Below are 17838 nucleotides of genomic sequence, written 5' to 3'. Positions count from 1 at the left end.
ACATGATCTGGTTTATCTTTTTCTGCTTCATTGCGGTTGCAATCGGATTAACGCTGCTCATGTCTCATGAGTTGCGTTATAAATCTAAACAGTTCCTGCAATCCTTATTGCCAAGTAGCAAAAAGAAAATCGTAAATGCCATGCAGTTTGCGGAGAATATGCACCAAGCAGCTTCACCAGACAGACTGCAATCACATTGGCATTTGCAACAATGGTGGATTTTAGTTGCGGGTTTCTTTTTATTTGCAAGTATCCTCATTTTTGCTTTTACACGTCCGATCAACTCCACACGTATAGAGGCAGAATACCTTAAGGAAACAGATCCACAAATTTATACCCTACTCAATGGTGAAATGTTAAGCCCGCCACCAGAAGTAGATGAAACTCTTATTCAAGATGCAATTATTGAAGCCACCCGTCTTGAACAAGCTTATCAGGCGCAACATCCAACTGATCCAAGTATTGATGCGTCTCAGATTGAAATTCCACTGACTCATTCACATGGCAGTTTAGATTCATCCTTGGTTGATCGTAAATGGGATAAAATTAATCCACGTTATAAACAGCGCTTGCTCATGGTGTTCAAAATTATGAAAGAGCAACATGGTTATGAACTAGTTTTACTTGAAGGCTATCGCAGTCCAAACCGCCAAAATATGTTAGCAGGTAATCCGAACACAACACGTGCCAAAGGCTATCAAAGTTATCATCAATTTGGCTTAGCCGCAGATGTTGCCTTTAAACGTAATGGTAAAGTGGTCATCTCGGAACGTGATCCATGGGCAATGCGAGGTTATGAACTTTACGGCCAAGTTGCTGAATCTGTTGGCTTGACATGGGGTGGTCGTTGGAAATCCATCAAAGACTATGGCCACACCGAATACCGTATGCCAGGCTTAAGAAAAACCAAAGAAATGGCCGATCAACTGACGGCTGAAGGACAATTAACCACTAAATCTGAAGATTCTTAATTCATCTCATTATTATTCCACTGCCTTAAAACAGATAAACCTGTGCATTTTTATATAGTTGCACAGGTTTTGGTTTTATATTCAATTATAATTAATATATAAAATCGACTATCCAATCTCTACCTCAGCTTAAATATCCTTTCATTTAGCCAGGGAAATAGCAACGGGTTTTCTGAATTTTAAAATAAACTCTTTGAAAACCAGATTCATAGTTAATACAAGTATAAAAGCAATAACAAATGAACCTAATATATCAAAAGGAAAGTGAACCCCAATATAAACCCTTGACCAGCCGACAATAACACCCAGTAAAAGTGCCATACTGCCAATTTTTCGGTAGCCCGAAAGCAAGTATGACCAAGCAATCGTCATGACTGTTAAGGTATGCTGACTTGGAAATGATGAAGATGAGCCATGCCCTGTCAAGATATGCCCAATCCCAAGATCAAAAGGACGCGGATGGTAATACACGGCATGAATCAGTTGCGTCACTAATAAAGAAGCCAACACTGTAATCAACGTTTTTATAAACTGCCCTTTATATGCCTTATCCTTAAAAAATAAAGAGACAATTAAAAATATAAATAAAACTGCGATCAAATTATGTGATGAAAATAATGCAATTTTATCTAAAATAGGGTTTTGTGTTGCAGTGGCGTTTATCCAGTTAAATAAACGAATATCGATAGCTTCAATTGACATCGCCAATCGTTCCATGATGATTTGACGCTGAAAATATAAAAAGTCCACCTTAAACTAAAATTAAAGCTTTTAAAATTTTGAATAAAATTACAATTTAAGCTTAAGTCTGAATTAATAAAAAAAGTCTAAATTTTACTCATCTTCGAACCGGAGTGAATAATGGATAACAATACGCTCAGTCAGACATTCAGCAAAGTGCCTGAAGTGACTCTCATCTTCTGGATCATAAAAATTGCAGCAACCACGCTAGGTGAAACAGCAGGTGATGCTTTATCTATGTCCCTTAATTTTGGCTATATCTTAAGCACTTGTATTTTCTCTATTATTTTCATTGGCTTTGTTGCACTGCAAATGAAAGCCAAACAATATAAACCTTTTTTATATTGGGCAACCATCATTTCAACCACCACGCTCGGCACCACCATCGCAGATTTTGTTGATCGCTCTCTAGGAATTGGCTATTCAGGCGGCAGCACCTTACTTCTTATTTTATTGCTTGCATCTCTGGCAATCTGGTATCAGAGTAGTGGAAATATTGCAGTCAATAGCGTTCAGTCTACAAAGAGTGAAGCTTTTTATTGGATCACCATCATGTTTTCGCAAACCTTGGGCACCGCTTTGGGAGACTGGACGGCTGATACACAAGGATTAGGTTATACCGCCTCGGCATTGATCTTTGGTTCTCTGCTCTTAGTCTTAGCAGCACTCTATTACTGGACTCAAATCTCAAGAACCTTTCTCTTCTGGTCTGCCTTCGTTATCACCAGACCTTTAGGCGCTGTCTTAGGTGATTTCCTTGATAAACCACTAGATCACGGGGGACTTGATTTAAGTCGATTCGGTGCTTCATTCGTATTATTGGCATTTATTGTATTCTGTCTTATCTTCTTTAAATCAAAACCAGCCTCAACAGCACATTAGCCCTTGTTATCAGCACGTTCTTTAAAGCCATCTAAGCAAAAGGGATAAGCACTTTCACTGCTTATCCCTTTCATATATTTGGCTAATTATAAACTTATTGATGTCTCCAAGGCACAGCAGGTGAACCAATCCAAGCTGATTTGGCTGGTATGTTCTCACCTTTCATCACCAAAGTCAGTGGACCCAATACCGCATGATGGCTCACATTGGCATTATATAAAATAATACTGCGCGCATTCACCACCACATCATTGCCCACTTTCACCTGACCAATTTTCATAATCCGGTCTTCAAATAAATGCGTCTGTGGACCAGAGAAACTGTTAAATTCAGCTCGGTCTCCAATCTCAACACAATCAAACTCGGTGATATCTGCGGTATCCATATACACATCCTTACCTATACGTACCCCTAACAGGCGCAGGAAGAACGGTAACATTGGTGTGCCTCTGAGGTAGTTCAGGAAGTTCGGGATTGCAACCGCTTCATATAAACTGGTCACCCCCTCACTTAACCAGACAAACATGGTCCACATCGGTGCTGAACGTGGTTGGTAACGACCAATTAAAATCCATTTCAATAACGCCACGATCACAAAGCAGCCCACACCATAGAGCAGCCCCGCCAAAGTCAAGGCCAATAGCCCTGTCGCGATACTGTAGTTATTAATCACATCAATAATTTCCAGTACGATCATATAACCCACACCAATCGCCAGCGCTGCCGGTAATACGATCCGCAGACCTTCAATCAAACCACGCATCAGACGTCGCTTAACACTCGGTTGAAAGGTCAGGTGGTCTGGGTACTGTTCTGCTGCCTCACGTGCAGGCAGAAGTAAAGGTGGAGAACCAAACCAGGTTTGACCTGAGTACATTTCTCGGTTATCTGGTGTTTTGGATTGCACCCCGATCAACACATTGTCCGGTAATACCGTCCCATCCGCGATATAGGCACTATTCCCTACAAAGCTGCGGTTACCAATCTGGGTCGATTTTAAGGTCATCCAGCCGCCCTTGATTTCCTCATCCCCCAACATCACGGCATCGGCAATAAAGCTTTCCTCTCCCAAAGTCAGCAGTTCAGGAATTACCCCTGTTGCTGTTGAGATTTCGGTGTTTTTACCGACTTTGGCACCCAACAAACGGAACCAGGTTGGTGCGTAGATAGTGGCAAATAAACCATGCAGGGTTTGTAAACTGGTTTCTAAAATCTGTGATGCAAACCATTTACGATAATAGGTGCCGCCATGGATGGCATAGCTGCCCGTCTCTAAACGCGGCAAGGCTACTTTACGTAATGCCGAGGAGATCAGTGCGGTAATCACCATCATCATCGCACTGGCTGGAATCGCCAGAATGAAATAGTACAACGCAATCTGTAAGTGGTTGTTCGGATCAATATTGAAAATATTGACATCTAACCAGTCCACCAATAGGAAGCTTGGAAAGATTGGGATAAAGAAGATACAGGCAATGAATAATGCACTGATTGCATAGTAGGCATATTCTGAGATTTTACGGATAAACGACAGTTTCGGGCGTGCAGCCAATGGCTCCAAGCTGTCCACATGGCCAATTTTCTTCGCAGGTGTACCCTCCCAGATTTCACCTGCTGGCACCGTGGTGTCATATTCAATCGCAGTTAAGGCATTCACATGGGCACGGGGTTCTAATACGGTATTTTCTTCCAATACCGCATAGGAACCGACATAACTGTCTTGTTTCAAATGAACTGAACCCAATACCAGATGGCCATGTTCAACTTTAGCATTCTCCAGATTGACATTGGAACCAATGCTGACCCCATCTTCAATGGTCAATAAAGAAGGCATCCGGATATGTACGGAACTGATGCTGACATCATGGCCAATCTTTGCCCCCAGTGCTTTGAGGTAGAGATTCAGCAAGGTTGAACCGGATAAGAGATATACCGGTGAAATGCTGCTGATTCGGTCTGCCAGCCACCAACGGAAATAGGTCATTCCCCAGAGTGGGTAACGCCCTGCTGGTATCCCGAGTAATAACACCCGTTTTACACTAATCGACAGTGCAAAGCTGGCGAGAATCACCATGACATAGACCAGCAGTGACAATAGAATCGCCGAGGGAATCGTGTCTCGTGTACCGCCGGTAAAATAATGGTAGGTAAAGAACGGAGCCAGCCACTGTAAGATATTGATCGAGATCAGCACAGGTATCGTCACGGATTGTGCCAGACCACACAGCCATTTATAGCGGGTATTTCGTGGATTATCCTGCCCGAGCTGGCTATCAAATAATGACGGTTCAGGCTGTTCCAGCATCAGTGCGGCAATGGCACCAACTCTGCGGGCCTGATACAGACTTTGAATGGTCAGGTGACTGTATTCAGGGTGTGCGCGTAGGTTGGAAATCAGTACAGCAGCCAACAGTGAGTGTCCACCGAGATCGTCAAAGAAGTCTGCATCTAATTTAATCGGGATATTCGGGAATAAGCGATTGAGTATGCCAAATAAGATTTCTTCGGCCTGATTCTGCGGCTGATCTGATTCGCTCCGATCAACCACACTGGTTAATGGACGTGCTTTCAGGGCTTTGCGGTCAATTTTTCCTGACAATAAACGAGGTACTTCCTCAATCACTTCAAAGCGGTTGGGCACCATATAAGGCGGCAAGCGCTGACTGAGGTGATGGCGTAGCTGTTTAATTTCGATGGCGTGTTGGGCATCAAGTTCAGGAGCAATGAAGGCAATCAACTGATCAATGCCATCTTCAGCACGTAGAATCACGGCTGCGGTGCCAATGCCATCCAGATCACATAACGCCGCTTCAATCTCACCGAGTTCAACTCGGAAGCCGCGAATCTTCACCTGATCATCGGCACGGCCTAAGCAATGCACCTGACCAAACTCATCGATTTTGGCCAGATCCCCTGTGCGATACAGGCTTTCTTCGTCTGGATTGCTGGCCCATGGATTTTGGATAAATTTATCGGCAGTCAGATCAGGGCGTCCTAAATAACCGGGTGCCACACTCGGTCCAAAGATACACAGTTCCCCTGTTTCTCCTTGCGGCAACAGTTCGCGTTCTGCATTGATGACCAACATGCCATAGTTGGGTAAGGGCTTGCCAATCGTGACGGGTTTGCCACGCTGCAATAGTTCCAGACTGGCAGATACCGTGGTTTCAGTTGGCCCATAGGTATTAAACATTTGGTGGTGGGGTAATGCCCAGCGATCAACCAGTGAGTCCGGGCACATTTCTCCACCCAGATTGATGATGCGCAGGTTCGGTACATCTTCCGGGAATAAAGCCAGTAAGGTTGGTACGGCATGTAAAACCGTGATCTGTTCTTGTTGCAAGGTTTTACATAAGCGTTCTGGATCACTGACCAGTGATTTAGGTGCAATCCACAATGTTGCACCGACCAGATAAGACAGCCAGATTTCCTCAAAAGACATATCAAAAGCCACCGAGAAGCCTTGATAGACCTTGTCTTGCTCCTGAATGCCCAAGATACTGTTTTCACTGCGCAGGAAGTGGCAAATATTCTTCTGGGTAATGACAATCCCTTTCGGTTTCCCTGTCGAACCTGAGGTATAAATAATATAGGCAGGTTGTTCCGGTGTAGTTCTGGCGAGTTCAACCGTCTGATCAAGTGGGCGTTGTAATTCGGTATTGGTCCACTTGGTTTGTGGAACTTCGGCCAAATGTTCATACCACTCATCGGTGGTGATCATGCCGACCGCCGCCGCATCTTCAAGACAGACTGCAATCCGGTCTGCCGGGGTATCCATATCAAAAGGCAACCAGGCAGCACCACTGAGGCAGATCGCCAATTGGGATTTTAATAATTCAATTCCCCGCGGCAACCACAAGCCAACGATATCCCCCGCTTTAATCCCGTTCAGGGTTAAATGCTGTGCCATGACCAACGCCTGCTGATATAACTCGGCATAACTGATCTGTTGTTCTGCTTCGATCAGGGCAGTTTTTTGAGGGAGACGTTGTGCAGTCTGGACAAAAATATCGGTTAAAACTTCTTCCTGCAAAAACTCTGGGTGGTGTTTACCACGAATAATATTTTTTTCGTTTATCGCAATTTGATTCATTCAGTTGATACGCTCGTTAAAATTATGATTTAGCAAATAATCAGTTCAGTCAGATAGTTGTTTAAAATTACTTATTAGAGAAAAGAATTCTTAATTTTATTGAATTTCACCCGTAGAAAATAGATCACAACACGTCGACGAGATTACATTTTATTATATTAAGCTGCAAGGTAAAAGATCAAAACCGCCTAAGCTTTAATAATAAATAGAGATCTCTTATACACTCACTCCGTTTAATCTTTTTATAATAAAACTTATGCAGCTTCAGATATTAAAAAATGCACGAAATATCAAAATTGTATAACTTAGAGCGCTTTACACAAAAATTAAAAACACTTATAAAACAAAATATTATTTATTCCAAACCAAAACAAGTGCTATCTAACAGCAGCTTCAGAAACAATACATCATGTATCTGATCAATTTTATACCAGATTATAAAAGATGTTTTTTATGGATGTAATGGCTCTTTTTCTCCATTTTCTATTCTTTCTATTTTTCTAATACACATTAATTAACAAGTGCAACAGTTATTGATCAAAAACAGCCTTTACCAATATATAACGCCACTTAAAAAAAGATTAATTCAAGTTCCCTTTAACCTAACACCTTAAGGTTTCAAAAAACTAAATTAAATATTTATAAAAAATTAATAATAAGCAAGCCAATGAAATGAATTATGCAGTACACTTCACAGGCTCACACTCAATCACTTTAAGGATCACCCGAATATTACTAAAAGGTGCTTAGATCAATAACCATAAATGAATCGCTGCTGGGCCAATCAAAACCATTAAAATACCAGCAATGACCATGGTTAAACTTGCGATTACCCCTTCCTCACGATTACGTTGTTGAGCTCTCACCGTGCCAAAACCATGCGCTGCATTGCCAAATGCAGCACCATTCGCCACATTAGAACGGATTTTGGTGAATGCTAAAATGGCGTCTCCACAAATCATTCCCACCAAACCGGTAATGACGGTAAATAAAGACACCAATGCTGCTGAACCATGAATATCTTCTGCCAAAATCATGGCAAAAGGTGTTGAGATAGAACGTGCCATCAAACTATTGGTGACTTCAGGACTAAAATGAAATAACTGTGCCATCTCATAAGCCGACATCACACCAACACTCATCCCCACAACAATGGCGACTGATAAAACCCCCAAATTTTTGCGAATTGTCTCGCGATAACGATAAATCGGCACGGCGAATGCAACCGTTGCAGGGCCAAGTAAATTGACAATCCACTGAGTATCTTCAGCATAAGTCTGATATGAAATCCCGAAAATCATCATCAAAATAATCGTGAGTATCGGCACACTCAGCGCTGGGGATAGCCATAATTTCGGATACTTTTGATAGAGCCGCTTTGCAATTACATAGGCCAGCAAAGTCCAGATCAAACAAAGAATTGACCAAATATTCATCTTGACTACCTTTAAATATGCTTCTGCTGGAAATGCTTACGTATTACAAGCAAATAATTTTTCATGCGATGGTAATAGTGAATGGTAAGCGAAGTACTTAACATGACCAGAATCGTACCCAGTGCAATGCTCAATACAATTTGCCAACCTTCTGTCATAAATAAGTTTTTGTATTGAACGATTGCGACAACCACAGGGATAAAAAACAGTAATAACTCACCCAAAACAAATGCTGCTCCTGTTGCGACTTGATCAATGTTGATGAATTTAAAAAACAGGCTGAAGAGCAGCAAGAACATACCTAAAATTCCCGCAGAGATTGGTATACCTAACTTTTGATGCAGGACATAACCTGCACTCCAAAATCCAGCCAGAATTAAAATTTGTTTAAACAATTGCAAAAGTGAGTTTTGTGTGGATATTCCAGAAACAGCTTCGGTACGCATTTTATGAAATCAAATGGTGAACTACATAATTATTATCTTATCCAGCCAGCAGCGTGATGATATGAATTATTCATGTTAAAATTATTCATAAATGGAATAATTAAAAATTTGTTATGCTTTCCTTCAAATCATTACAATGCTTTGTCACCTTAGTAAAAACGAAAAGTTTTACTCGGACGGCAGAAGCGTTATGCCTCACTCAGCCAACCATTAGTAAAATTTTGCAGCAGCTCGAACAACAGCTGCAAGTACAACTGCTCGTGAAACCCGAACATGGTCGTAAAAGACAACTTGAACTGACTGAAATTGGGAAACGCATCTATCAACACGCTGTGGAACTGCTGCAAGCCGAGCAAAATATTTTCCTAGAAATTGAAAATTATCAACAATTAAAAACAGGTACCCTAAAACTTGGCGTTCCGCCATTAGGTGCTCAACTACTCACCACTGCCCTTTTTGATTATCACCAACAATGGCCTAAAATTGAACTCTCTTTTCTTGAAGTCGGGTCCAGAGCGATTGAACTCGCTTTGCACAACAATGAATTGGATGTAGGTGTATTGTTACAACCTTTCGATCCACAGATTTTTGATAGCATTGAATTGTGTAATTACCCTTTAATGGTTTTGTTACGACGAGATGCAATTTGGGCGTCACGGAAAAAAATCACTTTAGAAGAATTGCGACACCAATCCTTCTTGATGTTTCCTGAAAATTTTTCCTTAAACCGTATTATTCTGGATGCGTGCCAGCAGCATGGCTTTTATCCAAGTATTGCCTGCCGTACCAGCCAGTGGAATCTTCTGGCGGATATGGTGTTACAACGCATGGGAATAGCCCTACTGCCAAAATATTATACCGATATGCTGGATTGCAATTTATTTGCAGCCATTCCGCTTGAAAAACCAAATATTCAGTGGCATTTAGCGATGGCATGGAAAAAAAGCCTTCCCATCTCACCCGCTGTTCAGGCTTGGCTTGACGTCATTCGTCAGCACTTTCAAAATATTAGGCCTGAAATAAATAAAATACAGGAATAATATACGTAGAAAAAAAGATAAAGCGCTACCACAAAAAAGCTACCCAATTTTGGATCAGCTCGCCTAGACTGGATAGATCTCATGATCAACTGGCCCATAATAATGAACGATTCAAACTATATCCCACCCCGAATTTGGCAATGGACTGGAGAAAAAACAGATTTAAATCAGCCGACAGCAGGCAGTCGTTATCAACATACTTTACCGATTGGGAAGCATCCCCTTCAGCTCTATTCCTTGGCAACGCCTAACGGACAAAAAGTCACGATTTTACTGGAAGAACTGCTCGCATTAGGGCATCAAGATGCCGAATACGATGCTTGGCTCATTAAGATTGGTGAAGGACAACAATTCAGTAGTGGCTTTGTCGATATCAATCCAAACTCTAAAATTCCCGCGTTGGTCGATCATAGCCAGACCCCACCTTTAAGGATTTTTGAATCAGGTTCAATTTTGCTTTATTTGGCTGAAAAGTTTAAAGCCTTTATTCCGAACGATATTGCAGCACGTACCGAATGTTTAAACTGGTTGTTTTGGCAAATGGGCAGCGCACCTTACATCGGTGGAGGTTTGGGGCATTTTTATGCTTATGCGCCTGTGAAAATTGAATATGCAATCAACCGCTTTGCCATGGAAACCAAACGCCTACTGGATGTTTTGGATCAACATTTAGCACAACATGAATATTTGGCTGGACGCGAATATTCGATTGCCGATATTGCAGCTTTCCCTTGGTATGGCAGCATTGTCAAAGGCTGGGTTTATAATGCCAATGAATTCTTAGGTGTAGATCAATATCAACATGTACAACGTTGGGCAAATGCTATTCTGGCACGCCCTGCGGTACAGCGTGGACGCATGGTCAATCGCACCTTCGGCGACTTAGCAACCCAATTGCATGAACGTCATGATGCAAGTGATTTCGAGACACGGACTGAAGACAAATTAGGTTAAATCAGCATGCTTAGATTTATGAGATTATTATTTGCATGATATCGAATTCAACATGAATCAGAACGATAGCCCCAAAAAAGCCCTTGGATAACAAGGGCCTTTTAGTTCTTATTGAGCAGCATTCACTCCAACAATAAACTGGCTACAATTCGAACCTTCAGATGCATTGCCCAATTGCTTTTCAGAGAACGTAAATTTAGATGCAACAGACCCATAATCTTTCCGTAGGCTTTGTCCAGTTAACTCACCTAATTGTTTGACCTGTTCTGGTTTCAAGATCTCATGTTCAACCGCTTGATTGACCATAACACAAGCTGTAGTCATCGCGTCGTAACGCGCGGCTGTTTTCGAATAGCCTAGAGAACCTAAGACGCCACCAACAATTAAACCGATAATGACAGATACCGCAACATGCATTTTATTCATTTTAAATGACCTAAAAATATAGCTAAATTTCAAAACAATTCAGTAAAAATAAAATCTATTTAGCAATTAAAACTAAACTAATATCAAAAATTGAAACCAAACAACCAATACAATTCAAAGTGTGAATATTTGAAATAGATCACATTTTTCATGTTTGGTTTTGCGCAGAATAATCAAATTAATCTAATATAAAAAAGAAAGAATCCTTCAATTTTACTGATAGATAACAAAACAGGAAATTCAAAAGGGTTCAACAAGGTATTAAACTAACTCAATGACAAGCAATTGTAATTTTAAAAATTACTTCGCTTTACGCTCTTTATTGACAAGATATTCGACCACTTTAACCACCTTATCATCACCCCCTTGCACAATATATTTTCCATTTACAACAACAGCAGGAACACCAGTCAATTGATATTTTTGTGCCAACTGGTTTGATTCAGAAATTTTTGCGGTGATTGCAAAAGAATCATACATACTATTAAATTTTGCTTCAGGGACACCATACTTCACAAAGAATTTAGCAAAGGCATCCTTCTGCAGAATTTTTTGATTTCCCACATTATTAATATGAAATAGCGGTAAATGAGTTCGCTTACGTACACCCAAAGCTTCACTCACGTAGTAGGCACGCGCCCCCTGCTCCCACATCGGATTCATTGCTGCCGGAGTACGAAGGAAATACACATCACTTGGAATTTTCTTTAGCCAGGCCTGCATATAAGGCTCTAATTTAAAACAATAAGTACACCCGTACCAAAAGAATTCCCGTACTTCAATTTGATTGGCAGGTGCTGAGGTTTTTACTGGATTTGAGACAACTTTATAATCTTTGCCTTCGACAAAATCGTTGGCCATCGTTTGTGTTGAAAATACCGCCGCTACTGCAAACACGCTAGTTAAAATTAAATTCTTCATTCGTTCTCTTATCCTCACCATCATTTTGTCTCATTAAAATGATTTTTAAATATTAAAGCTGCTCCAAAGCATCTTTCCTTTGGAAAGGCAGATGCGATTTTGCTATCAATCTACAATTGGAGAAAGCTATCATTAACCTTGCATATTCTTCATACACACACGAAAAATTCAACAATACATCACAAAAACAAACATATATGTATAACAAATCACCATGCTAAACAGAGGTGAATAACCAAGAAAATACTTATTTACTTCGCTGAATGTAAATTGCCCACCAAAGCCGATTAAATCTATCGAATCGCTTGAAAAGCAATATTTCTATAGGAACTGGGTGTATATTATTAGCCAGAGTAAATGATTTATTTAATTTCTATATGAGCAAGACATTTTCTGACAGTGATCAAATTAAGGTAGTTTCTAGTTTTTCTGAACTGGTAAATACTCATTTTCAAGGAGAGATGAATGCCATTTGCTGGTCTAGAAATTTGATGGGTGACTTTAAAGAAATTGTGACTAAACTTGAATTAAAAGAGAAGATTACCGAAGTTTCCATTGAGGATCTTATAGCACTGAAACTTTCAGAAAAAGGCAATCAGGCAAGAGAAATAATCTTAAGCGATATGCAACTTCTCTCTGATTTCGGGGCGTCACCTTCTCTGAATCTTCTTGAAAGTTACGAACGTGACCTAGAATTCGATTTCATCTCAACAGACGTCTATTCTTACCATATTGATCGCTCTCCCATCGCAACGGATACTTTTTTATGCACTTATTACGGTGTAGCAAGTGATATTTTGCCGAATGATCAGGTTGAACAAAAGATTCTAATCCCAGACATCAGAAACAAACTCAAAAACCTATATGACGGGCCAGAAGCAGAATTTGAACATTTCTTGGAAGATTATTTCTTTGATTTACATTATCAACCCAAACCGGATGCCCGACCTGTGAATTTAGGCTCAGGATATCTTTGGCGCTTGGCGGTAGACCATCCCACACAACAGGCCTTGCCCTGCGTGCATAGAGCACCTGCTGAAAAAGAGGGTGAGTATAGACTGCTGCTGATCTGTTAAATATTTACTTGGCTTATACAGCGAACTTGATTGTTATAAAATTTGAGTATGAGATCTATCCATTGATGAAATAGACGAGAGTCATGTAGTCGAAATTTTAAATCATTTTCAATACTTAGCCTCATGTGTAAAATCCCCTATGCGCATAAAACACAATTTTTCTCTCATTAGCATCGTCTTTTTTTAAAGCTTATATTGGCTGGATTGAAAAGTTTTTTGACTCAAACAAGCAAGTTAATTCCACAAAGGTCGATATAATAAGAAGAATCATTATCATTTATGGTCAATCTCATGTACATCAAGAACATTGAAACATTTCCCATCATTACCCTTAGCTATAAAAGTAAGGATCAGCAATCTCTAGATGAACTGTTTGAGACCTTTACGGCCCTGCTGGCTAAAAATGAAAAATTTGTTTTCATTAGCGAAGGTGCATTTGATGAGGCAGAACAGAACAATGACCATGAATCCCGAAAACGCATTGCTGGGTGGGTAAAAGCCAAACGAGAAACATTGTCTCGCTTTGTTTTAGGCTTAGTCCATATTGAACCCGATCTTGCACAAAGAACCAAAGCCGAACAGTTTTCAAAAGTATATTTACAGTTTTCAGGTTATCCAATGTATGTCGTATCAAGTAAAGAAGAATCAGATCAACTTGTCTACCAACTTTTGCATCCATAATGGAGATCAATAAGCTACATGACATTCATGCTTCCACTCTGATGAATGATCCAGTCACCGTACTCAAAGTTACTGCTGATGTGCCAGATTGGGAATTAGGCTTACATCAGCACGACTATGGCCAGTTGATGGCAACTCAATCAGGCTTAATTACGATCTCTACAGTTACAGGGATATGGGTTGTACCTCCTAAAACAGCCATCTGGATTCCGCCCAATATTTCTCATTCATCAACGGGTATTGGTCTTTCAAGCTGTTTTATGGTGTTTACTCAAAAAAACCTTTTCGATCATAACGAATGCCACGTTATTCAAGTCAGTGATTTTTTAAATAGCCTCTTTCTAAGAACCGAGGAAATTAAACCTAACTTCACTCCCCATAGTGCTGAAGCACGACTAATGCAGGTTTTAGTAGACGAAATTATCAGTGCACCTCAGCAATCGCAATATTTACCACTTCCGTCGGATAAGCGACTGAAGATGATTACAGACTCACTCCTCCACCAACCCGAGCAAAAAACCAGCTTGGCTCAATGGGCAAAACAATGTGGTATGAGTGAAAGAAGTCTCACGCGTACTTTTAAGGGAGAAATGAAACTTTCTTTAAATCATTGGCGTCGACGACTGCATATTACTTTAGCTCTTCAGAAGTTAAATGATGGCCGAAGCATTACTTATATTGCCAATGAGTTAGGTTATGTTTCGGATAGTTCATTCATCACCATGTTTAAAAAAGCAATGAAATCCTCTCCTAAAAAATTTTATTCCGAGCGACAAATCAAACTGGATAATCAAACATGAAGCCATCAAACCATGATCCTCAAGAACTGGAAAAGTTTGAAGCGATATCCGATCGCTGGTGGGATTTAAAGGGTGAATTTGCTCCTCTGCACACCATTAATCCTTTACGTTTGGGATGGATAAAGTCGATTGCAAACGGTATTCAAGATAAAAAGATTCTTGATGTTGGTTGTGGTGGCGGAATTCTAGCTGAAAGTATGGCCCGGTATGGTGCAGATGTGCTTGGAATCGACCTCGGGGAGCAAAGTATTCAGGTTGCCCGTAATCACGCGATTATGGAGAATATTCATAACCTTGAGTATCGCACTATTGCTGTAGAGGAATTGGCAAAAATAAGCCCACAACAATACGATATTATTACCTGTATGGAACTTCTAGAACATGTTCCTAACCCTGCTGCAATTGTCCAGTCTTGTGCACAATTAGTAAAACCTCATGGATTAGTATTTTTTTCAACGATCAACAGAAATCCAAAGTCTTTTTTATATACGATTGTCGGGGGTGAATATCTTTTTAAATTAATGCCCAAAGGCACGCATAACTTTAATAAATATATTAAACCGCATGAGCTTAGAAGCTTTTCAGAAATTGCTGGTTTAACGCAGATGAATACGATTGGTCTACATTATAGTCCAATCGGCAAATATTTCTGGTTAGCGCCAGACATCACCGTAAACTATATGACCAGTTGTATAAAAACTAGTACATCTTAACAGCTAAGTGTTGTTGGCTTGATATTTTTAATATGCACCCAATGATGAATTCTATAAAAAAAGCCACATCTGGAGAATGTGGCTAAAAGTATTGCTTTGCTTGCTACGGTTATTACCGTATTGTTAGGTTAAGACTAATTTCTTAATTCAAACTGAATTTTGGCCAAAATAGAGTCCCAAATTTTGTGCTTACCCACAAACGTCTCAATGGGACTAAATAAGCTAATGGTATATAACTAGCCCTAAATGATTTAATGAAAATAAATTCAATAGTATATAGTTTTTATTAATTGGATTTCATTTCAAATCAGTATTAACTCCATATAGCAGCGTGAAATCTTTCAACTTAAAAAAGTAATTAAATATACCAATTAATAGAACTCTAAAATGCAATTAACCTGCTATTTTGATATATCTAATCGAGTCAAAATTGGTTCTCTGCCATCACATCCATTCACCCAACCTTGAACGGGTGTTTGACTTTGCAGTGCAGTTAACAAGGTTGCGTACATGACTTTAAATAAAGGATGGTCGACTTTAAGCTTTAACTCACTTGAAGAAGTGCATCCCTCACCAGATGCAACAGGGCTTTTTAAAACAACAATTACATACGCTCCGCTATCATGTACAACAAGTGTATTAATTTTTGATAGTCCAAAAGAGCTATTTGCAAATGCAGAACTACTCAATAAAAAGCTAAAACACAGTGTCAAGAATATTTTTTTCATCATTTAACCCCTAATAGCATTAATTATTTAAATCACTTTCTCAAATCTAATCTTGTGATAATGGGATATTGACCATAGCAGCCATCAGCCCAACCACTAATTACCGTTTGTGCGTGAAATGCAGATAAAAGTGTTGCATACATTTCTTTAAAGAGATAATGATCTCTCTTAAGAACCACTGCATTTGAAATACCACATTTTTCGCCGGTGGCAACAGGACTTTTTAATTCGATAATAAATACATTCCAACTATCATGGATTGTAATCGCAGCAATTTTAGAGTTATAGAACCCACTATTTGCAAATGCAGAACTAGAAAAAAATAAATTTAAGAATAGTATCAAAATTATTTTTTTCATTTTAACCTTCTCATTTCAATTAAACCTCTTCAAAACCTCTAATAAAAAAATTTCAACATAGATATAATATTCTCATCAACTTCTACAATTAATACTCTCACCAGAAAATTTCTCTTATTAAAACCAAGAAAAACCCCCTGATTTTTTAAATAAAAGTCAACCACTTCCATTGAAAATTTTATTTCAATATAATTAATACCAACAATAAAATTAAAATTAATTGAAAAATTATCTAAAAAAACATTCTTATAATCCTCTAAGTTCTTTTCCCAGCTCAAAGTATTAAAAATTGGCAACCCTTTTTCAATCCGACTTTCTATCAGATAAGAATCTTCTCTTTTTATAACATGATCAGCAGATATAGAAACTACCGTTATACTATTTAAAAGGCCATTATTTAAAATCCCAACTTCAATTAATGACGTATTACCATTACCAGCTCTCCAATATAAATCCGACAATAATTTATCATAAAAATACATTGAACAAGGAACATACTTATCAAACTCAAAAAAAACGTCTTTTCCTTGAGTTTTGCTTTCCATAGTTAATATCATTTATTATATACCGCATGCATTAACACAGGTAATCTGTCACCACTTCTCATAGAAAATCTCAACTCCCACTGCCCTACATCAATTAATTTCTCATATTTTATTCCTTGAGTCGCGGCTTGACTAACTGCGGACTGTAAACTTAATAACATAGCTTGATTATTAATCATCCTAATCGATCCTAAAGAGTTAGAAGGGGTATTTCTTGTTAAATATTCGAGCATATGTTTTGTAGCATTAGGGTGTACCCAAAAGACCCCTCTGGTCGTCATTAATTCAAATGATTTAGGTATATATGTTCCTGGCATAGCAGCAGCAGTTGGTTTAATGAAATCCCATACTAAAATATTTTTATTTAATGCAATTTGATACGACAAAGAAGGTACGAATTTTTCACTAAATAAAGCAGCTTTTGATACTAAATTAAATTTTGGAAGTGGTGCTAATGTCATTAAATCTGAAGCAAAATTTTGAGAAATTAGATCTGTTAATCCTCCTCCAGTACTTGAATAAAAGTTTGTTCCATCATCAACCCAAACTCCATTTCTAACAACAGCAGCTTCGCCATTAGCATCCGTAAAATGATAAGTATCATTCCACCCATACTGATAACGATTCGTTTGACCATGCCCCCCACTTAAAAATGTAATCGGATCTGGTTGGTAGAAACGTCCCAATACAGGGTTATAGTGTCGTTGCTTTAAGTAAACCAGATCTCCTGCATCTTGCACGCCACCTACAAAGGCATTCGGATTCTTAAGATTACTTGGTTTCTTTAACTGTAATTGTTGTCCAAATGGCGCGTATTGATAGGATTGGCTGACGATTCCCTGTTCATTGATAACTTTTAAGGTTGAACCATCAAAGTTTTGTACATGGTATTGAATTCTGTCCTTAGCCAGCGTGAGCTGACTAAGAAGTAAGATCAAACTCAACACTACCAACTGCACAGCAGACGACCATACTTTTAGTGGACGCATATCATTATTTTTCATAAAGCTTTTCATCATTCGTCCT

General features: G+C 39.2%; 18 protein-coding genes. 8 read left to right on the top strand and 10 right to left on the bottom strand.

The window, feature by feature from the left end:
- Positions 1 to 2 precede the first annotated feature (2 nt).
- Positions 3 to 971, top strand: a complete 969-nt coding sequence (locus F907_RS10665; RefSeq protein WP_164743266.1) for a M15 family metallopeptidase — start codon at positions 3 to 5, stop codon at positions 969 to 971.
- Between the two features lie 141 nt (positions 972 to 1112).
- On the opposite strand, the gene F907_RS10670 is transcribed toward F907_RS10665, so the two are convergent.
- Positions 1113 to 1673, bottom strand: coding sequence for an undecaprenyl-diphosphatase (locus F907_RS10670; protein WP_016651944.1), 561 nt, complete (start codon positions 1671 to 1673; stop codon positions 1113 to 1115).
- A gap of 159 nt (positions 1674 to 1832) precedes the next feature.
- On the opposite strand from F907_RS10670, the gene F907_RS10675 reads away from it, so the two are divergent.
- Positions 1833 to 2594 carry a COG4705 family protein gene (locus F907_RS10675; RefSeq protein ID WP_016651943.1) on the top strand — a complete coding sequence of 254 codons (762 nt, stop codon included), beginning with the start codon at positions 1833 to 1835 and terminating at the stop codon, positions 2592 to 2594.
- A 94-nt stretch (positions 2595 to 2688) separates the two neighbouring features.
- Here F907_RS10675 and posA read toward each other — a convergent pair whose 3' ends face one another.
- The 3 genes from posA to F907_RS10690 all read right to left on the bottom strand — a co-directional run bounded on the left by posA (position 2689) and on the right by F907_RS10690 (position 8569).
- On the bottom strand, positions 2689 to 6687 hold the full coding sequence (posA, locus tag F907_RS10680; RefSeq protein ID WP_016651942.1) for a delta-poly-L-ornithine synthetase PosA: 3999 nt from the start codon (positions 6685 to 6687) through the stop codon (positions 2689 to 2691).
- A 746-nt stretch (positions 6688 to 7433) separates the two neighbouring features.
- On the bottom strand, positions 7434 to 8123 hold the full coding sequence (locus tag F907_RS10685) for an LrgB family protein (protein ID WP_016651941.1): 690 nt from the start codon (positions 8121 to 8123) through the stop codon (positions 7434 to 7436).
- An 11-nt stretch (positions 8124 to 8134) separates the two neighbouring features.
- Entirely contained in the window at positions 8135 to 8569 is a 435-nt protein-coding gene (locus tag F907_RS10690) for a CidA/LrgA family protein (RefSeq protein WP_016651940.1), read from the bottom strand.
- Between the two features lie 113 nt (positions 8570 to 8682).
- On the opposite strand from F907_RS10690, the gene F907_RS10695 reads away from it, so the two are divergent.
- On the top strand, positions 8683 to 9609 hold the full coding sequence (locus tag F907_RS10695; RefSeq protein WP_016651939.1) for a LysR family transcriptional regulator: 927 nt from the start codon (positions 8683 to 8685) through the stop codon (positions 9607 to 9609).
- A gap of 102 nt (positions 9610 to 9711) precedes the next feature.
- Positions 9712 to 10563 (top strand): glutathione-dependent disulfide-bond oxidoreductase, encoded by an 852-nt coding sequence (yghU, locus tag F907_RS10700; RefSeq protein ID WP_081402438.1) that lies wholly within the window; start codon positions 9712 to 9714, stop codon positions 10561 to 10563.
- A 108-nt stretch (positions 10564 to 10671) separates the two neighbouring features.
- Here the strand turns inward: yghU and F907_RS10705 are convergent, their stop codons facing one another.
- Both F907_RS10705 and F907_RS10710 read right to left on the bottom strand, forming a co-directional pair.
- Positions 10672 to 10989, bottom strand: a complete 318-nt coding sequence (locus tag F907_RS10705; RefSeq protein WP_016651937.1) for a hypothetical protein — start codon at positions 10987 to 10989, stop codon at positions 10672 to 10674.
- Between the two features lie 300 nt (positions 10990 to 11289).
- The gene (locus F907_RS10710) at positions 11290 to 11910 is read right to left on the bottom strand and encodes a thiol:disulfide interchange protein DsbA/DsbL (protein WP_005271697.1); all 621 of its coding nucleotides are present in this window, start codon (positions 11908 to 11910) and stop codon (positions 11290 to 11292) included.
- 377 nt (positions 11911 to 12287) lie between these two features.
- Between F907_RS10710 and F907_RS10715 the strand changes: the two genes are divergently transcribed.
- From F907_RS10715 to ubiG, 4 genes are all read left to right on the top strand, one after another.
- On the top strand, positions 12288 to 12986 hold the full coding sequence (locus F907_RS10715; protein WP_016651935.1) for a DUF1826 domain-containing protein: 699 nt from the start codon (positions 12288 to 12290) through the stop codon (positions 12984 to 12986).
- Between the two features lie 291 nt (positions 12987 to 13277).
- Complete coding sequence (locus tag F907_RS10720) at positions 13278 to 13667, top strand: hypothetical protein (RefSeq protein ID WP_032861947.1); 390 nt, start codon at positions 13278 to 13280, stop codon at positions 13665 to 13667.
- A complete protein-coding gene (locus F907_RS10725; protein ID WP_016651933.1) occupies positions 13667 to 14467 on the top strand; it encodes an AraC family transcriptional regulator in 801 nt (266 codons plus the stop codon). The genes F907_RS10720 and F907_RS10725 overlap by 1 nt, the downstream gene beginning before the upstream one ends.
- The gene (gene ubiG / locus F907_RS10730) at positions 14464 to 15180 is read left to right on the top strand and encodes a bifunctional 2-polyprenyl-6-hydroxyphenol methylase/3-demethylubiquinol 3-O-methyltransferase UbiG (protein ID WP_016651932.1); all 717 of its coding nucleotides are present in this window, start codon (positions 14464 to 14466) and stop codon (positions 15178 to 15180) included. Before F907_RS10725 ends, ubiG begins: the two co-directional genes overlap by 4 nt.
- Before the next feature lie 401 nt (positions 15181 to 15581).
- Here the strand turns inward: ubiG and F907_RS10735 are convergent, their stop codons facing one another.
- Genes F907_RS10735 through F907_RS19230 form a run of 4 tightly spaced genes read right to left on the bottom strand, consistent with a single transcriptional unit; the run spans position 15582 to position 17816 of the window.
- On the bottom strand, positions 15582 to 15911 hold the full coding sequence (locus F907_RS10735; RefSeq protein ID WP_016651931.1) for a hypothetical protein: 330 nt from the start codon (positions 15909 to 15911) through the stop codon (positions 15582 to 15584).
- A gap of 29 nt (positions 15912 to 15940) precedes the next feature.
- A complete protein-coding gene (locus tag F907_RS10740) occupies positions 15941 to 16267 on the bottom strand; it encodes a hypothetical protein (protein ID WP_016651930.1) in 327 nt (108 codons plus the stop codon).
- A 38-nt stretch (positions 16268 to 16305) separates the two neighbouring features.
- Positions 16306 to 16812 (bottom strand): hypothetical protein, encoded by a 507-nt coding sequence (locus tag F907_RS10745; protein ID WP_032861942.1) that lies wholly within the window; start codon positions 16810 to 16812, stop codon positions 16306 to 16308.
- A gap of 8 nt (positions 16813 to 16820) precedes the next feature.
- Positions 16821 to 17816 carry an RHS repeat domain-containing protein gene (locus tag F907_RS19230; RefSeq protein ID WP_308464602.1) on the bottom strand — a complete coding sequence of 332 codons (996 nt, stop codon included), beginning with the start codon at positions 17814 to 17816 and terminating at the stop codon, positions 16821 to 16823.
- Between the last annotated feature and the right edge of the window lie 22 nt (positions 17817 to 17838).

It is taken from the genome of Acinetobacter colistiniresistens, from assembly GCF_000413935.1.
GTDB classification, from domain to species: Bacteria; Pseudomonadota; Gammaproteobacteria; order Pseudomonadales; family Moraxellaceae; genus Acinetobacter; species Acinetobacter colistiniresistens.
Note: the sequence above shows the minus strand (reverse complement) of the source record. Positions and strands in the feature narration are given on the sequence as shown.

What these genes read in the sequence shown, in the direction of transcription:
- F907_RS10665 (WP_164743266.1), top strand. Translation starts at nt 3, where the DNA reads ATGATCTGGTTTATCTTTTTCTGCTTCATTGCGGTTGCAATCGGATTA.
- F907_RS10670 (WP_016651944.1), bottom strand. Translation starts at nt 1,673, where the DNA reads ATGTCAATTGAAGCTATCGATATTCGTTTATTTAACTGGATAAACGCC.
- F907_RS10675 (WP_016651943.1), top strand. Translation starts at nt 1,833, where the DNA reads ATGGATAACAATACGCTCAGTCAGACATTCAGCAAAGTGCCTGAAGTG.
- posA (WP_016651942.1), bottom strand. Translation starts at nt 6,687, where the DNA reads ATGAATCAAATTGCGATAAACGAAAAAAATATTATTCGTGGTAAACAC.
- F907_RS10685 (WP_016651941.1), bottom strand. Translation starts at nt 8,123, where the DNA reads ATGAATATTTGGTCAATTCTTTGTTTGATCTGGACTTTGCTGGCCTAT.
- F907_RS10690 (WP_016651940.1), bottom strand. Translation starts at nt 8,569, where the DNA reads ATGCGTACCGAAGCTGTTTCTGGAATATCCACACAAAACTCACTTTTG.
- F907_RS10695 (WP_016651939.1), top strand. Translation starts at nt 8,683, where the DNA reads ATGCTTTCCTTCAAATCATTACAATGCTTTGTCACCTTAGTAAAAACG.
- yghU (WP_081402438.1), top strand. Translation starts at nt 9,712, where the DNA reads ATGAACGATTCAAACTATATCCCACCCCGAATTTGGCAATGGACTGGA.
- F907_RS10705 (WP_016651937.1), bottom strand. Translation starts at nt 10,989, where the DNA reads ATGAATAAAATGCATGTTGCGGTATCTGTCATTATCGGTTTAATTGTT.
- F907_RS10710 (WP_005271697.1), bottom strand. Translation starts at nt 11,910, where the DNA reads ATGAAGAATTTAATTTTAACTAGCGTGTTTGCAGTAGCGGCGGTATTT.
- F907_RS10715 (WP_016651935.1), top strand. Translation starts at nt 12,288, where the DNA reads ATGAGCAAGACATTTTCTGACAGTGATCAAATTAAGGTAGTTTCTAGT.
- F907_RS10720 (WP_032861947.1), top strand. Translation starts at nt 13,278, where the DNA reads ATGTACATCAAGAACATTGAAACATTTCCCATCATTACCCTTAGCTAT.
- F907_RS10725 (WP_016651933.1), top strand. Translation starts at nt 13,667, where the DNA reads ATGGAGATCAATAAGCTACATGACATTCATGCTTCCACTCTGATGAAT.
- ubiG (WP_016651932.1), top strand. Translation starts at nt 14,464, where the DNA reads ATGAAGCCATCAAACCATGATCCTCAAGAACTGGAAAAGTTTGAAGCG.
- F907_RS10735 (WP_016651931.1), bottom strand. Translation starts at nt 15,911, where the DNA reads ATGATGAAAAAAATATTCTTGACACTGTGTTTTAGCTTTTTATTGAGT.
- F907_RS10740 (WP_016651930.1), bottom strand. Translation starts at nt 16,267, where the DNA reads ATGAAAAAAATAATTTTGATACTATTCTTAAATTTATTTTTTTCTAGT.
- F907_RS10745 (WP_032861942.1), bottom strand. Translation starts at nt 16,812, where the DNA reads ATGGAAAGCAAAACTCAAGGAAAAGACGTTTTTTTTGAGTTTGATAAG.
- F907_RS19230 (WP_308464602.1), bottom strand. Translation starts at nt 17,816, where the DNA reads ATGAAAAATAATGATATGCGTCCACTAAAAGTATGGTCGTCTGCTGTG.